At 71.9% G+C, this 15,106-nt stretch carries 17 protein-coding genes; 7 read left to right on the top strand and 10 right to left on the bottom strand.

Going from position 1 to position 15,106, the window contains the following annotated elements; translation table 11 throughout:
• Window positions 1–9: 9 nt before the first annotated feature.
• Both ACWGJB_RS37330 and ACWGJB_RS37325 read right to left on the bottom strand, forming a co-directional pair.
• Window positions 10–849, bottom strand: a complete 840-nt coding sequence (locus tag ACWGJB_RS37330; protein ID WP_453384488.1) for an ABC transporter permease — start codon at window positions 847–849, stop codon at window positions 10–12.
• On the bottom strand, window positions 846–1,793 hold the full coding sequence (locus ACWGJB_RS37325; protein WP_453384487.1) for an ABC transporter ATP-binding protein: 948 nt from the start codon (window positions 1,791–1,793) through the stop codon (window positions 846–848). Before ACWGJB_RS37325 ends, ACWGJB_RS37330 begins: the two co-directional genes overlap by 4 nt.
• 200 nt (window positions 1,794–1,993) lie before the next feature.
• Between ACWGJB_RS37325 and ACWGJB_RS37320 the strand changes: the two genes are divergently transcribed.
• A complete protein-coding gene (locus tag ACWGJB_RS37320) occupies window positions 1,994–2,785 on the top strand; it encodes a COG4705 family protein (RefSeq protein ID WP_453384486.1) in 792 nt (263 codons plus the stop codon).
• 82 nt (window positions 2,786–2,867) lie between these two features.
• Here ACWGJB_RS37320 and ACWGJB_RS37315 read toward each other — a convergent pair whose 3' ends face one another.
• The 6 genes from ACWGJB_RS37315 to ACWGJB_RS37290 form a co-directional block, all read right to left on the bottom strand.
• Entirely contained in the window at window positions 2,868–3,200 is a 333-nt protein-coding gene (locus ACWGJB_RS37315) for a hypothetical protein (RefSeq protein WP_453384485.1), read from the bottom strand.
• Window positions 3,201–3,421: 221 nt separating this feature from the next.
• Window positions 3,422–5,818 (bottom strand): glycoside hydrolase family 65 protein, encoded by a 2,397-nt coding sequence (locus ACWGJB_RS37310; RefSeq protein WP_453384484.1) that lies wholly within the window; start codon window positions 5,816–5,818, stop codon window positions 3,422–3,424.
• 462 nt (window positions 5,819–6,280) lie between these two features.
• Window positions 6,281–7,201: an NADP-dependent oxidoreductase gene (locus ACWGJB_RS37305; RefSeq protein ID WP_453384483.1), complete on the bottom strand. Its 921-nt coding sequence runs from the start codon at window positions 7,199–7,201 to the stop codon at window positions 6,281–6,283.
• A gap of 39 nt (window positions 7,202–7,240) precedes the next feature.
• On the bottom strand, window positions 7,241–7,666 hold the full coding sequence (locus ACWGJB_RS37300; protein ID WP_453384482.1) for a PPOX class F420-dependent oxidoreductase: 426 nt from the start codon (window positions 7,664–7,666) through the stop codon (window positions 7,241–7,243).
• Between the two features lie 114 nt (window positions 7,667–7,780).
• A complete protein-coding gene (locus ACWGJB_RS37295) occupies window positions 7,781–7,969 on the bottom strand; it encodes a hypothetical protein (protein ID WP_453384481.1) in 189 nt (62 codons plus the stop codon).
• 470 nt (window positions 7,970–8,439) lie between these two features.
• Window positions 8,440–9,069, bottom strand: a complete 630-nt coding sequence (locus tag ACWGJB_RS37290; RefSeq protein WP_453384480.1) for an LUD domain-containing protein — start codon at window positions 9,067–9,069, stop codon at window positions 8,440–8,442.
• Window positions 9,070–9,227: 158 nt separating this feature from the next.
• Between ACWGJB_RS37290 and sigJ the strand changes: the two genes are divergently transcribed.
• Window positions 9,228–10,169, top strand: coding sequence for an RNA polymerase sigma factor SigJ (gene sigJ, locus ACWGJB_RS37285; protein ID WP_453384479.1), 942 nt, complete (start codon window positions 9,228–9,230; stop codon window positions 10,167–10,169).
• Between the two features lie 117 nt (window positions 10,170–10,286).
• Here sigJ and ACWGJB_RS37280 read toward each other — a convergent pair whose 3' ends face one another.
• Window positions 10,287–10,511 (bottom strand): IclR family transcriptional regulator domain-containing protein, encoded by a 225-nt coding sequence (locus ACWGJB_RS37280; RefSeq protein ID WP_453384478.1) that lies wholly within the window; start codon window positions 10,509–10,511, stop codon window positions 10,287–10,289.
• A 112-nt stretch (window positions 10,512–10,623) separates the two neighbouring features.
• On the bottom strand, window positions 10,624–11,034 hold the full coding sequence (locus tag ACWGJB_RS37275; RefSeq protein ID WP_453384477.1) for a hypothetical protein: 411 nt from the start codon (window positions 11,032–11,034) through the stop codon (window positions 10,624–10,626).
• Between the two features lie 474 nt (window positions 11,035–11,508).
• On the opposite strand from ACWGJB_RS37275, the gene ACWGJB_RS37270 reads away from it, so the two are divergent.
• The 5 genes from ACWGJB_RS37270 (at window position 11,509) to ACWGJB_RS37250 (ending at window position 15,005) form a co-directional block, all read left to right on the top strand.
• Window positions 11,509–11,643 (top strand): hypothetical protein, encoded by a 135-nt coding sequence (locus tag ACWGJB_RS37270; protein ID WP_453384476.1) that lies wholly within the window; start codon window positions 11,509–11,511, stop codon window positions 11,641–11,643.
• 115 nt (window positions 11,644–11,758) lie between these two features.
• Window positions 11,759–12,058: a hypothetical protein gene (locus tag ACWGJB_RS37265; RefSeq protein WP_453384475.1), complete on the top strand. Its 300-nt coding sequence runs from the start codon at window positions 11,759–11,761 to the stop codon at window positions 12,056–12,058.
• Window positions 12,055–12,966 carry an alpha/beta hydrolase gene (locus ACWGJB_RS37260; RefSeq protein ID WP_453384474.1) on the top strand — a complete coding sequence of 304 codons (912 nt, stop codon included), beginning with the start codon at window positions 12,055–12,057 and terminating at the stop codon, window positions 12,964–12,966. Before ACWGJB_RS37265 ends, ACWGJB_RS37260 begins: the two co-directional genes overlap by 4 nt.
• Window positions 12,967–13,095: 129 nt before the next feature.
• The gene (locus ACWGJB_RS37255; protein ID WP_453384473.1) at window positions 13,096–14,322 is read left to right on the top strand and encodes a glycoside hydrolase family 88 protein; all 1,227 of its coding nucleotides are present in this window, start codon (window positions 13,096–13,098) and stop codon (window positions 14,320–14,322) included.
• 245 nt (window positions 14,323–14,567) lie between these two features.
• A complete protein-coding gene (locus ACWGJB_RS37250) occupies window positions 14,568–15,005 on the top strand; it encodes a universal stress protein (RefSeq protein ID WP_453384472.1) in 438 nt (145 codons plus the stop codon).
• Window positions 15,006–15,106: the final 101 nt, after the last annotated feature.

The raw sequence follows: 15,106 nt of genomic DNA, 5'->3' as shown, positions 1-15,106 counted from the left end.
TGCGGGCCGTCAGACGTCGCTGCGCACCAGCCGGTACGCCGCTCCCGCCAGGGCGAGCGCCGTCCAGCCGAGGAAGACCAGCAGTCCAGCGGTGGGAGACAGGGTGGTGCTGTCGTGGGTCAGGGCGAACATCGACTCGCCCGCGTTGCTCGGCAGGTAGGGGCTGATGTTGTCCTGCCAGGAGCTGGGCAGCAGGGAGATCAGCCCCGGGATCAGCATCAGTGTGGCGACCAGTACCGAGATGCCGCCGGCCACCGACCGCAGCAGTGCGCCCAGGGCGGTGCCGATCACCCCGACCAGGCCGAGGTAGAGTCCGGCGCCCAGCAGGCTGCGTACGACGCCCGCGTGCGTCAGGCTCATCGCGGCGGGCGTGCCGGAGACGATGGAGCTGCCGAACCCGAAGGCGACGAACGCGCCGAGGGTGCCGACGATCAGCGCGACGAGCCCGAACACGGCCGCCTTGGACCACAGCACGGGCAGCCGGCGCGGTACGGCCGCCATGGTGGAGCGGATCATGCCGGTGGAGTACTCCCCCGCCGTGACCAGCACGCCGAGCACGCCGAGGGCGAGCTGGGCGAAGTTGGTGCCGAACAGGGACAGACGCACCGCCGTGGACTGCGCGAAGTCCCGGTCCAGGTGGCCGGAGCCGTAGCCGGACTTGTAGCGGCTCGCGGCGATCAGCCCGAAGGCGACGAGGAACACCAGGCCGAGGCCGAGGGTGATCCACGTCGAGCGCAGCGACCACAGTTTGGCCCACTCCGAGGCCAGCACGCGCCGTCCGGTCACCCGGTAGGCGGGGCGGGAAGGAGTGGCCGGGGGCGTCTCGACGGGCGCGGTGAGGGTGCTCATGCCGCCCTCCCGTCGGCCGCGGGGGTCTCGATGCCGGCCGTGGAACCCTGGTACTCCACGGCATCCCTGGTCAGGTTCATGAACGCCTCTTCCAATGACACCGTCCGCGCGGACAGTTCGAACAGCGCGATCCCGTGCTCGGCCGCCTTGAGGCCGACCTCGCGGGCGCTCAGCCCGGACACCTGGAGCTCCTCGGAGCCGGCCCGGCCCGTGATGTCGACTCCGGGACCGGCCAGCACCTCCCGCAGCCGTGCCGGGTCCTGTGTGGCCACCTTCACCGTGTCGCCGCCCGCGTCGCGAACGAGGTCCCGCACGGTGGTGTCGGCCAGCAGCCGGCCGCGGCCCACGATGATGAGATGGTCCGCCACCAGGGCCATCTCGCTCATCAGGTGGGAGGACACGAACACCGTGCGGCCCTCCTCGGCGAGTGCCTTGAGCAGGTTGCGGATCCAGAGCACGCCCTCCGGGTCCAGCCCGTTGACCGGCTCGTCCAGCATGACCGTCTGCGGATCGCCCAGCAGGGCCGCGGCGATGCCGAGCCGCTGGCCCATGCCGAGCGAGAAGGCACCGGCCCGGTTCTTCGCCACGCTGCCCAGTCCCGCGAGGTCGATGACCTCGTCGACCCGGCGGGCGGGAATCCCGTGCGTCAGCGCGAGCGCCCGCAGGTGGTTGTGGGCGGAGCGGCCCGGGTGGATCGACTTGGCTTCCAGGAGGGCGCCGACCTCCTGGAGGGGTGCGTGGTGCCGGGCGTACTGCCGGCCGTTGACCCGCACGGTCCCGCTCGTCGGTGCGTCGAGCCCGACGATCATGCGCATGGTCGTGGACTTTCCCGCACCGTTGGGCCCCAGGAAGCCGGTCACCGTGCCCGGCTCGACGGTGAAGTCCAGCCGGTCCACGGCCGTCTTCTCGCCGTACCTCTTGGTCAGCTGCTGTGCCTCGATCATGCGCGTCTCTTCCTGTCGGACACCGGCGCCCGTCCGTTGCCCCTGACGCCTCACCCACCACGCTAGGGTCCGAAACACGCCGATTCGGTGGTACCGGGGACTGATCCGGGTGCGTCGGGTCGTACCGCGGTACTACGTGCCGCCGCTTGCGAGTGCGCTGTTCAGGATGCGTTCAGGCGGGGAGTGCCATCGTGCGGATCATGACCGCAGAGCACCTCGTCGACGACCGTCCCCTCACCCCCGTTCGCCGGATGGCGAACAAGGTGCCGGAGGTGACCGTCTACTTCTGGATCATCAAGGTGCTGACCACCGGCATGGGCGAGACGGCGTCGGACCTCCTGGCCCACCTGTTCGGCCCGGTACCGGCGGTCGCGCTCGGCGGTCTGGCCCTGGTGGCCTCCCTGGCCGTCCAGTTCACTCTGCGCAGATATGTCGCCTGGGCCTACTGGACCGCCGTCGTCATGGTCAGCGTGTTCGGCACCATGGCCGCCGATGTCCTGCACGTCGGCCTGGGCGTGCCGTACGCCGTGTCGACCCCGGCCTTCCTCGTCGTACTGACCGCGGTCTTCGTGCTCTGGTACGCGAGCGAAGGGACGCTGTCCATCCATGGCATCCGCACCCGCCGGCGCGAGGTGTTCTACTGGGCCGCCGTTCTCGCCACCTTCGCCCTCGGCACAGCGGCAGGCGACCTCACCGCCACCACCGGCTTCGGCTACCTGGGGTCGGCCGTCCTCTTCGCGGCCGCCATCTGCGTCCCCGCCCTGGCCCACCGCTTCGGCACCCTGAACGCGGTGACCGCCTTCTGGACGGCGTACGTCATCACCCGGCCCCTCGGTGCCTCCCTCGCCGACTGGATGGCGGTCGGCCACACCCGCGGCGGCCTCGGCCTGGGACTGGCACCGGTCACCCTGGCATGGACGGTCGCCATCGTCGTGTTCGTGGGCTACCTCGCCCTGTCACAGCGCGACACCCGCACCCGCACCACGGCCTGAACAGCGGGACGCGGGGACCGGCCCGGCGGACGATGCCCGCCGGGCACGGGGACACGACGTCAGCGCCGGTGGCGTCGACGGCTCATCCGGAGCGCCGGGTCGTACGGCCGGCTCCGTCACCGCGGCCGCGGCCGGTGACCTGGCCCGCGATCATCACGGCGAGGCCGGCCAGGAAGATCACGCTTCCGATCAGCGTGCCCGACTGACTGACACCAGGAGTGTCGATCACCAGTCCGAAAACCAGCTGCCAGCACAGCGCGAAGGCCAGGACGAGCTGGCCCCAGCCGTAGATGCGCGGAGCGCGGACACGGCGTCGGTTCATGGGGAGCACCCAGCCGCGGGTGACCGCCGCGATACCGGAGGCGGCGATGAGCGCCGCCACCAGCAGGAGCGGAACGGCTATGTACAGCTTCATGGTCTCTCCCCCGGTGCGTCCGCGAGATTGTGGCACTTGCCGCGACGCGCGTCCATGACTCAGCGGTGCCGGGCGGGTGGGGTCGGACCTGGGCGGGACGGTGGTCCCCGGGAGCCGTTGGGGCTTCGGGGCCGCGGGTGCGGCAGTAGCGGTAGCCGAGTGCACGCGTGGCGGCCACGCATGTCCTCGCGGCCGGAAAAGCGGCCGCGAAGGAGCCGAGGTCAGTCCGGTGTCTCTTCGCGGGGCTCCTCCTCGCTCGGCAGGCCCTCCGGACGGCGGCCGCGCGGCTGCTGGGGCTCGGGGCGGACGGAGCCGGGCGGGACCTGCCGGTCCACCGGCTCATCGACGGTCACGGTCAGCGGCTCCCCGAAATGGAGCACGGTCAGCGGTTCTCCCTCCACCAGCTGGTAGCGCGCACGGGTCCGCCCGATGTCGACCTTCAGCCGCTGCCCGCGTGTCCGCACCGTGAAGGCCACCCTGGACAGCGCTTCGGGCAGACGCGGTGCGAACCCGAGCAAGTCCGGCTTCCCGTCGTCGTCAAGGTGTCGCCGCAGGCCGCCGAAGCCGCCGACCAGGGCGAGCCAGGTCCCGGCGAGGGAGGCGATGTGGAGACCGTCACGGGTGTTGTGCTCCAGGTCCTCGAGGTCCATCAGCGCGGCCTCGGCGAGGTAGGCGTAGGCCAGTCGCAGATGCCCGGTCTCGGCTGCGAGCACCGCCTGGCAGCACGCCGACAGAGAGGAGTCACGGACGGTCAGCGCCTCGTAGTAGGCGAAGTTGCGTACCTTCTCCTCGTCGGTGAAGGCGTACGTGCACTCCAGCATCGCCAGTACCAGGTCGGCCTGCTTCACCACTTGCTTGCGGTACAGGTCGAAGTAGGGGTAGTGCAGGAGGAGCGGGTAGTTCTCGGGTGGGGTGGCGTCGAAGTCCCAGTGCTGGAAGTTGGTGAATCCGGCCGACTGCTCGTGCACGCCGAGGGTGTCGTTGTAGGGCACCGCCATACGGGCCGCGGCCTCGCGCCAACTGGCGGTCTCCTCTTCGTCGACACCGAGTTCCTCGGCCCGGTCCGGATAGCGCGTGGCCACGTCCGCGGCGGCCCGCAGGTTCTGGCGGGCCATCAGGTTGGTGTACAGGTTGTCCCGCGCGATCGCGCTGTACTCGTCGGGTCCGGTGACGCCGTCGATGTGGAAGACACCGTCGGCGTCGTGGTGACCGAGGCGACGCCACAGCCGGGCGGTCTCGACGAGGATGTCGAGGCCCTCGTTCCGCTCGAACTCCTCGTCTCCGGTGACCATGACGTATCGGGCGGCGGCCATGGCGATGTCCGCGTTGATGTGGAAGGCAGCCGTCCCGGCCGGCCAGTAGGCGGACGACTCCGAACCGTCGATCGTCCGCCAGGGGAACATGGCCCCCGCCAGGTTCAGCTCTCGGGCGCGTTCCCGCGCCGCCGGCAGCATGCGGTGCCGCCATCGCAGCGCCGACGCGGCGGCCTCCGGGGCGGTGAAGGTCAGTACCGGCAACACGTAGGACTCGGTGTCCCAGAAGGAGTGCCCGTCATACCCGGTGCCGGTCAGCCCCTTCGCGGGAATCGCCCGGTTCTCGCCCCGGGCGGCCGCCTGGAGCACGTGGAAGAGCCCGAACCGTACCGCCTGCTGGATCTGCGCGTCGCCCTCCACCTCCACATCGGCTCCGGCCCAGAACCGGTCCAGGTAGGCCCGCTGCCCGGCCACCAGCCCGTCCCAACCGGTGTTGACCGCGGCCGCCACCGCTCCGTCCACCTGGTCGTGCACGGCCGGCAGCGAACGCTCCGCGGACCAGCCGTAGGCCACGAACTTGAACAGCCGCAGCGGCTGCCCGGGCGCCAGGTCCGCCGTCACCGTCAGTCGACTGACGTCAGGCTCGCTCTGTGCCGTCCAGCGGGTGCCCTCGGGACCCTCGACCAGATGGTCCGCCGCCGCTCCCACCCGTAGCGCACTGCGGTCGGTGCAGTGCAGCAGCCGCAGCCGGGTGTCCTGGGCGAAGCTCTCTTCCGACGTCAACGGGGACTCGATCGCCGCGGCGACCCGCGGATCGCCCTGCAGGCGGGGCAGTTGTTCGTTCGCGACGAGTTCGGACTGTACGGCCACCGTGACCGGTCCGTCGATCGGCTCGACCTCGTACACGACCGCGGCCACCGCCCGTTGGGTGAAGGACACCAGCCGCCGTGAGGTGATGCGGACCGTACGGCCGCCGGGAGACATCCACCGTGCGGTGCGGCTGAGCACACCGGTACGGAAGTCCAGAACCCGCTCGTGCTCCAGCAGCCGGCCGTAGCGCAGATCGCACGGGTGATCGTCCACCAGCAGCCGGATGATCTTGCCGTCGGTGATGTTGATCATCGTCTGGCCGGACTCGGGATACCCGTAGCCGGCCTCCGCGTAGGGCAGCGGATGCCGCTCGAACACTCCGTTGAGATAAGCACCGGGCAGCCCGTGGGGCTCCCCCTCGTCGAGGTTTCCCCGCCAGCCGATGTGCCCGTTGGACAGAGCGAACACCGACTCGCTCTGGGCGAGCAGGTCCAGGTTCAGCTCGTTCTCACGCAGGCACCAGGGCTCCACCGTGAAACTGGGATGAGTGATCACCGCGACTCCAGGATCTCGAACAGCGTGTCCCGGCCAGCCGCACGTACCTTCACGGTCCGGGAGAGCACGGCGTCGAGGCTAGGTGGTGCCCACGGCCGGCGCTCCGCACGCACCGCCCGGCACGCCGGAAGGCACCCGCTCGGTGGAGGCACGCACGGCGGCCACGGCGCCGGCCGCCGCGTCGGTGCACGTGGCGAGCTACGAGACGGACTGCGGCACGCGCACGGCCAGTTGGTGCGGGCACTGGCGGCAGGCCACGGGGATGTCCGACGCTGCGCACGGCCGCCGGCCGCGACCAGAGCGACGAGGCAAGGCGGCTCGTCGAGCGCTGACACCGACTGCCTGTCCCGGCCTTCGTACCGCTCAAATGCCTCTTCGGTCGCAGCACATGGTCGGGCGGAGGCCGCCCGCACGGCCGAGGAACAGCGCGGCCGGGGACCGAGTCTCGCGCGGACCGCAGGCTCAGTCCCCGGCGATCCGGATGACCGTCCTGCCGGGGACGCGTCGCTCGGGGGCGAAGGCCGCGGCCGCCTCGGTCAGCGGGCGGATCGCGCCGACCCGCACCTGGAGGCGTCCGTCCCGGAGCCGCTGCGCCAGGTCCGCGAGGCGTACCCGGTCGGGTTCCACGACGAAGAACAACGCCCGGCCGTCCTCGGGCCGGACCGTTGGCGGCTGGGCGATGGAGACGAGCGTGCCACCCGCCCGTACCAGCGCGGCGGAACGATCGAGGACGTCACCGCCGATCACGTCGAACACCACGTCGACCTCACCGGCGTCCGCCGGCCGGCCGGCGTCGAGGTCCAGGAACGCGTGCGCGCCGAGCGCGAGGACGGTGTCCCGGTCGGCGGACCGGCCGGTGCCGATCACGCGGGTTCCGGCCTCCCGCGCGAGCTGCACCGCGAGCGAGCCGACGCTCCCCGCGGCGCCGTGGATCAGGACGGTCTGGCCGGTCACGATCCGCGCGTGGTCGAACAGGCCCTGCCAGGCCGTCAGACCGGAGATCGGCAGCGCGGCCGCCACCGTGTGGTCGACATCCGCGGGCAGCGGGGCCAGGTTACGGGCCTCCACGGCGACGTACTCGGACAGCGAGCCATCGCGGGCCCAGTCGGTCAGCCCGAAGACGCGCTGGCCGACCGTGAGACCGGTGGTTCCGTATCCGAGTTCCGCCACGACACCCGAGACCTCGTGCCCGGGTACGCTCGGCGTGCGGTCGCGGCCGACGCGATCGGTCCATGTTCCGGGCCAGGCGAGCTCTCCCCGGGTGAATCCCGCGGCATGCACCCGCACGATGACGTCGTTCTCTGCGGCGTGGGGATACGGCAGGTCGGTGAGGGTCAGCCCGCTGACTCCGGCGTCGCGGTCGGTGACGGTGACGGCTTGCATGGGCGTTCCTCCTGTCTGCTCCGTGGGCGGGCCTGAGCATCAGATGGTGGACGCCTGGTCGCTGTCCCGGTGGGCGCCCCACCCGTGCCAGCGCTCGACCTCGATCCAGGCGCTGACACGCGTGCGGACACGGTCGCGATACGGCTTGCCCGTGTAGTGGGTGGCGATGCGGTCGATGTCGGCCAGCCCCTCGTCCTCGGCCATCCCGACGACCCGGCCGACGAGGCTGACGTGGGTGTACCAGTCGTCGCCGTCGAGGACGGTGAGCGTCACGCGCGGGTCGCGGCGCAGGTGCTTCAGGCGCACACGGCCCTCGTCCAGACTGATCAGGACACGGCCGTCCTCCCACATGTACCAGGTGGGCGTGGACACCGGGGTGCCGTCCGAGCGCAGGGTGGCCATGACGGCCGGGTTGGGGCGACGCAGGAGTTCCTGGGCCTCGGGCGGCAGCGGCGGCTTGGACATCAGGGTGCCTCCTCAGGCGGTCCGCTCGCGGTGAGCTTGTCGGTCAAGACGTCAACTTCCCGGGTTCTGCTGCGCGGTGCGAACGCCGAAGCCCGGGGGCACCCGGGACACGGACTACCTGGAGGCCGGTCGTACGAGGCCGTCCAGCCATGCCTGGTGCCCGTTGAGCATCGGGTTCGGCCACTGCCGGGCCGACTCCGCGGCCGGCTGCCCGATCTGGGTCTCCTGGGTCAGGATGCGCACCCGGTCGCCCGGCAGGTCCTCGACCAGCCGGGCGTGTATCACGAAAAGAATCCTCGCCATGTGCTGTCTCCGTGCTCCTGGCTGCATCTTCGCCACTCGGGTGGCTTGCCGCCACTCGGTGACCCCCACGACGTTGGGCGGCGGCACCATCCGGTCACCCGACTGCCGCGGGAGGGGGAGCTCACGCCGTACGCGCATGAACTCGCGGAGCAGATCGCGGCACCGCTCGACGCGCCGGCCGGTCTGGAGGACACCCTCCTCCCGGAAACCGGAGGGGGAGGCGCGGGTCCCGGCGACGACCGCGTCCCCGGATATGGCGACGAGGTGGGCGCCACCCGGTCCGCCCGCCCCGGCATCCGCAGGACGAGCTTCACCGGCTCTCCCACGACCTGGAGGACTGGCCCCGGGTGAAGGCGGTGCTCAGCCACGCCGGCTGAGCCCGCGGCGGCCGAGGACGGGACCGGGCGGCGGATGCCGCCCGCCCGGCTCAGCGCCGTGTGCCGAGCACGTGGCGGACGGCTCCTGCCGGTTCAGAATCCGATGGCTTCGCGGAGCAGCAGGACGGTGCCGCGTCCGGCCTGGTGTTCCGCGTTGAGGATGAGGAGCCGGTTGACGGCGCTCGGCCATCCGTAGGCTTCCCGGGTGCGGGCGCTCTCCAGCGGGAGGCAGTGGTCCTCGACGCGCCGCAGCGCCGTGTCCAGGTCGGGTACCACCTTCTGTGCCCCGACGATCCAGATCGCGCGGCCCGCGCCGCCGGCGTAGCCGGGCAGCTGGCTCCCGCTGCCCGAGGCGACCACGAGGGAGCCGGTTTCGGTGAGCGCGGCGACGCTGCCCACGATGACGTCGGGACCGGCGAGCAGCCGCCGGATGTCGTCGGCGCCGGTGACGCGGTCCATGGCCAGGACGCGTGGCTTGATGGCCCGGTACCGTCCGCCCGCGTTGATGTCCTCGTCGATGCCGGACAGCCGGAGGGTCTCGCTGGCCGCGGTGAACACGCCGGCGCCCTCCGGAATCAGATCCTTGACGCGGGTGCGCGCGGCGGCGGCGTCGTCGAGGATCTCCACGGTGAAGCCGCGCGCGGTCAGCGCCGCGGCCGCCCGTTCCAGGCGCTGCTCGGGCGCCGGGTCGGCGAACTGTGTTGCCGGTATGGGGGTGGTCATGGTGTCTCCGGGCTTCCTGTTCGCTGGATGATGTGTTCGTCTCATCGGTTCGACACCACAACCCGGCGGAATGTGAGGCGGCGGACGGGCCTGACATTCCGGTGCGCTGTCCTGTCGGACCGATGAGGGCAGCTGCGACCGAGGGAGCCGTCGGCACCATGACCACCCGATCCGGGCAAGGACACGGACAGGCCGACCCGGGCCTGGACGCGATCATGAGCGAGCGGCGACAGCTGATGAACATCGCCTACCGGCTCCTGGGCTCCCTGGCCGAGGCCGAGGACGCCGTCCAGGAGACCTACACCCGCTGGTACGCGCTGTCCCCGGAGCAGCGGGACGCCATCGAGTCCCCCGGCGCCTGGCTGACGACGGTCGCCGGCCGCATCTGCCTCAACGTGCTCGGCTCCGCCCGGGTCCGGCGAGAGACCTACGTGGGCGAGTGGATCCCCGAGCCGCTGCCCGAACGTGCGGAGTGGACCACCGGGCGGCCCGGCGGCACCACCGCCGACCCGGCCGAACGGGTCACCCTGGACGAGTCGGTCAGCCTGGCCTTCCTGGTCGTGCTCGAATCGATGACCCCGGCCGAACGGGTCGCGTTCGTCCTCCACGACGTCTTCTGCCACTCCTTCGCCGAGGTGGCCGAGATCGTGGGACGTACCCCGGCGGCATGCCGCCAGCTGGCCTCCTCGGCCCGCCGCCGGGTCCGGGCCGCGCGGCCTTCCGCGACTCCGGCGGCCGAACGCGCCGGAGTCGTCCGGGACTTCAGGCGGGCATGGGAGGCCCAGGACATCGACGCGCTCATCGGCCTGCTCGACCCCGCCGCCACGGCGACCGCCGACGGCGGCGGACTCGCCGCGACCTTCCTGCACCCCATCGAGGGCGGCGAGCAGATCGCCCACGCCTGGCTGGAGATCGCCCGTCGCAGGCCCGGCACCATGGCGTTCCTGGAGCGTACGGTCAGCGGTCAGCCCGGCCTGGTGGCCGTGCAGGAAGGCGTCGTCATGACGGTGTTCGCGTTCGACGTCGTGGGCGACCGGATCACGCACATCTGGGTCGTGCGCAACCCCGAGAAACTCCGCCACTGGACGACGACAGGCTGACTCCGCGCCTCCTCGCCGCCGGTCCGTTCACCGCCGCCCGGCGGCGGAACCGGCGCCGGACGCGAGATCTCCAGATGGCTTCCGGGCGGCACGCGCGTCCCGGCCGGTGGGAGCTGCTCACCGGCCGCGCAGGGCCGCGCTGATGGTCCTTCCCGTCTGCTGCACCACGCCCACGAGCCGGTCCAGGGTGTGCGCGGGATCGGTCACCACGCTCAGGGACGCCGTCGGCGCGCCGTGCGGGCCGCGCACCGGCACGGCCACACAGCACAACACGCCGGCCGCCACGTCCTCCCGGTCGGAGGCGACACCCCGGCCCCGGATCACCTCGGCCTCCCGGCGCACGGTGCGGTGCGGTGGGCCTGCGGCTCGTACGAGTGGTCCGCCCGACTACGCCGGCGCAGCGCGCCCGGCCCGGGCCACGCCCCAGCACAGTCCCTGACCTCGCTCGTCCGGGCTACGGATGCGCCTGCCACCAGCGGTCCGCCTCGGCACGAGCCAATTCGGCGTCGTACCGATTCGCATCGAAGTGGAGCTCCGGCGGAGGGTGGGGCACGGGGCTGTTCGCCACCCGTGGCACCTCCCAGTCCGACCACTGCACGATGTCCCCGAACCGCTGGACGACCACGGTCAGGAAGCCGCAGCAGTCACCGGTGCAGTCCGGCTCCCCCAGCTCCAGGCGGCGTGCCTCCGCGGACGCCCGGAACGGGCTGGGGCGGCCGGCCGGCAGCGCGTCGACCGCGTACGGTCCGCGTCCGCCCGCGCCGACCGCCCCCTCGACCACGTCCGCGCCGTTGACCCGGAACCGCACCTGCGCGGCAAACCGGGGCCCGGGCGGCAACACCGCGATCTCCAGACGATCGAACATCCGACCACCCTATCCACACCTGCGGCGACGGCATCCCCGCATCGAGGGGGCATGGGCAGGCCCGGGTCTCTTCTCAGGGAGGGCGGCAGGACGCGCCGTACGGGCCGCGTCCCGGTCGCGGCGCGTCGAAGAGGCGACGGTCACTTCTTGTTTCAGGATGCTCTCCGTCCTGGCCCGCATGTCGGCGAAGACGCTGTCGTCCTGCTGCCCGCCGAAGTAGGCCTCGAACTGCGGCTCGATCGCGCCCTGCAGCTCCGCGCCGTTGTCGAAGTCCGGAGAGGTAGAACTCCTTGTTCTTGAGCATGTCGGTGAAGACCGTGAGGTCGACGCACTGCTCGGTCGGCCGGCCGAAGCCGTAGGTCTCGGTGTGCGCCGTGGTACGACCGTCCCGCCGCACGCTGGTTCGAAGCCCTGCCCCTCGGCGACGGCCGCCTCGACGAACGCTTCCCGGGCCGGGGCCTCGCCTTCGACGCGTTGAGGGAACGAAGCCGAGTCAACACCGTCAACACCCGCATCCGGCGGATCTACGCCAAGCTCGGCGCCGGGGACCGGTCCGGGGCGGTGCATCGCGGCCGAGAGCTGCGGCTGCTGTCGAACGGCCCTGGCTGACCGCCGAACCTGACCGCCGAACCTGACGGCTGGGCCGGACGGTCGGGCCTGACGGTCGGGCGATCACCGGATTCCGGTGAGGCGGGTTCACCTGACCGCCCACGACCATGAGCGCATGGGTGATGACCCCGTCCTGTACGAGATCCGGCTCGCCGGTCACCTCGGTCCCACCCTGCTGACCGCGTTCCCGGCATTCATGCCGGAGCAGCAGGGCGCCGAAACAGTCCTCACCGGACTGCTGCCGGACACCGCGGCACTCTTCGGTGTCCTGTCCCAGATCGAATCCCTCGGCCTCGAACTCCTCGAAGTCCGCAAGGTCCGGACCCCGCTCGTCCACAGCCTTCCGGACCGGCCGGGGACGGGCCACCCGGGTGCGCGGCCGAACCGCCCCCTACCGAAGGGAGATGCTCCGTGAGCGCCGAACAACGAGCGAACCTCGACGCGGTCCTGCGGCAGTCGGCCTTCCCCGCCGACGCGGATGTCAACGAGCAGCGGCGCCTGCTTCGCGCGTTGACGTCGGCACAGCCGCTGCCCGCCGAGGTGACCGTGACCCCGGTCGAACTGGGGGGTGTCCCCGCGGCCGAGATCACGATCGACGGAGTCGAGCCCCGGCACGTCGTCGTGTACTTCCATGGCGGCGTCTACGTCCTGGGGGATGCCTTCAGCGCGGCCGGCCTGGCCTCGCAGGTCGGCCGGAGGACCGGCGCGAGGGTCTTCTCCGTCGACTACCGGCTCGCCCCCGAGCATCCGTATCCGGCGGCGGTGGACGACTCCCTGGCCGTCTACCAGGCTCTGCTGCGCGACGGCACCGCCCCGTCGCACATCGTCTTCGCGGGCGAGTCAGCCGGCGCCGGGCTGGCCGTCGCGACCCTGGTCAACGCCCGCGATCACGGGCTGCCCCTGCCGGCCGCGGCCTACCTCATGTCGCCGTATGCCGACCTCACCCTGGCCGGGACGACCATGGAGACCAAGCGTGCGCTCGACCCGCTGCTCAGCCGGGAGCTCCTGGAGCCCCGGGTCGCCGACTACACGGTGGGGCACGACGCCGCCGCCGGCCTGATCAGCCCCGTCTTCGCGGACCTGTCCGGCCTGCCGCCCCTGATCATCCAGGCCGGAACCCACGAGGTCCTCCTCGACGACGCCGTGCGCCTCGCCGGGCAGGCCGCCACCGCGGATGTCGAGGTCACCCTGGACATCACCCCGGGAGTGCCGCACGTCTTCCAGTCCTTCGGTCCGCTGCTCGACGAAGCGGAGGCCGCGCTGGACCGGGCCGGCCTGTTCCTGTCCGCACGGCTCACACCCACTGACCACGTCACCGGGTAGCGGGAGCCGAACCCCTCACCGCCGTTCACATAGTTGAACATCATGCACATGGGTGTACATGGTCCGAGCCTGCATGCCACACTCCTTCAACTTCTGTGCACCACAGTCCAGTTGGAGAGGCAGGCAGTCATGTCCATCTCCCGGCGGGCCGTGCTGGCCACGGCCGGCGGCGCCGCGGCCGCCTACGCCAGCGCACCTCTGCCCGCGCATGCCGAGGCCGGGCACGTGCCGGCGGCCACCACGCAGGTCCTCAGGGCCGCCGCCGACTACGCGGTCGAGAAGGTCCGCGCCGTCGCACCCGGTGTCAGCGGCTTCCCCGTCGTGACCAAGTTCGAGAAGTGGACCTACTCCCAGAACGGCGACTGGGTCGGCGGGTTCTGGCCCGGCACCCTGTGGATGTGCTGGCTCCACACCGACGACGACCGGTTCCGCACCCTCGCCCTCGACTCCGCCCGCAAGCTCGCCCCCCGCCGCACCGACACCACCACCCACGACCTCGGCTTCCTCTTCACCCCCTCCTGGGTCACCGCCTGGCGGCTGACCGGAGACGACCAGTGGCGCACCGGCGCCATCCAGGCGGCCGACTCGCTCAGCCGGCGCTACAACCCGCGCGGCCGGTTCCTGCGTGCCTGGGGCGCGCTGGACGACCCCGCCAACGCCGGGCGCATCATCATGGACACGATGATGAACCTCGACCTGCTCGTCTTCGCCACGCAGCAGACAGGCGACACCGCCTATCTCGACATAGCCGTCGCCCACGCCGAGACCGCCCAGCGCCTCTTCCCGCGGGCCGACGGTTCCACCCCGCACGTCTGGGACCTCGACCCGGCCACCGGCGCCCCCATCGGCCCGAACACCGTCCAGGGCTACAGCCCCACCTCCTGCTGGTCCCGCGGACAGGCCTGGGGGATCTACGGATTCACCACCCTCTACCGCCGTACCGCCGACCGCCGGTTCCTCACCACGGCGACGCGTCTCGCCGACTACGCCATCGGCGTGCTCACCCCCGACCACGTGCCCGTCTGGGACTACCGGGCACCCCAGCACCCCCACGACATCAAGGACGCGTCCGCCGGAGCCATCATGGCCTGCGGGCTCCTCGACCTCGCCGCCGCGACCGGTCACGAGAAGTACCGCGGCGTCGCCCTGCGGCTGCTGACCGCGCTCGCACAGACCTGCCTGACCAGGGCCTCCACCCGGGCGGACGCCGTCGTCGCCCGCTGCACCCGCAACCGGCCCGCCGAGGACGGCATCGAGGTCTCCCTCCCCTACGCCGACTACTACCTCCTCGAAGGCATCCACCGGGTCCTCCACCCCCAGGCCCTCGACCGCGCCATCGACCTCACCATGCCCTGACCGCGACGGCGCGCGGCCGCGGCGACAGCGGGCGCCGCGTTCGGCCGCCGAGCCGGCACCGGTCGGCCTCCCGCAGTTCAGTGGCAGTTACATGGACCGCCGTCCCTCGCGCCGACCGGTGGTGAGATGATCACACCATGGGGACGGAAGAACTCGTTCGGCGCCGGACGCGCCGAGCCGTCACGCCGGCAGCCGGCGTCCCAGACCACCGAGTGGACCTTCCGCGCCCCGAAAGGGGAAGTACCGTGTCCGTGTTCCAGCGCATCCTCGTCGCCGTCGATCCCAGCCCCGCCCGCCGCTCCGCCGTACGGCTGGCCGGCGAGCTGGCGCAGCTCGCGAACGCCGAGGTCCGCGTCGTACACGTCATCGCCTCCGCCGCCTCCGTCGCGGCGATCGTCCCGCTGGAGGAGGACACCGAGGCCCAGGCCGTTCTCGACGACGCGCTCGCCGCCCTCCGGGACCAGGGCGTCAAGGCCGAGGGAACGCTTCTGAGGGGGCTCACCACCCAGGTCGCCGCCGCCATCTCGGAGACCGCCGAGGAGTTCGGCGCCGACCTCATCGTGCTGAGCCCGCACCACCGCAGCGCCGCGCAGGCGCTGTTCGACCCGCGGGTCAGCGATGCCGTCGCGCACCACACTCACACCGCGATCCTGCTCGCCCCGGAGAGCCAGGACCAGGGCTGACCTGATGCGGGCCCCGGGGGGGGGGCCCCCGCGGGGGGCCCCCCCCGCGCCGCGGGCGGCGGGCGCGCGCGGGGGACGGCCCCCCCCCGCCCCACACAACG

Source organism: Streptomyces sp. NPDC054813 (assembly GCF_053611365.1).
The sequence above is the reverse complement of the archived record's forward strand: the minus strand, read 5'-3'. Positions and strand labels throughout refer to the sequence as shown.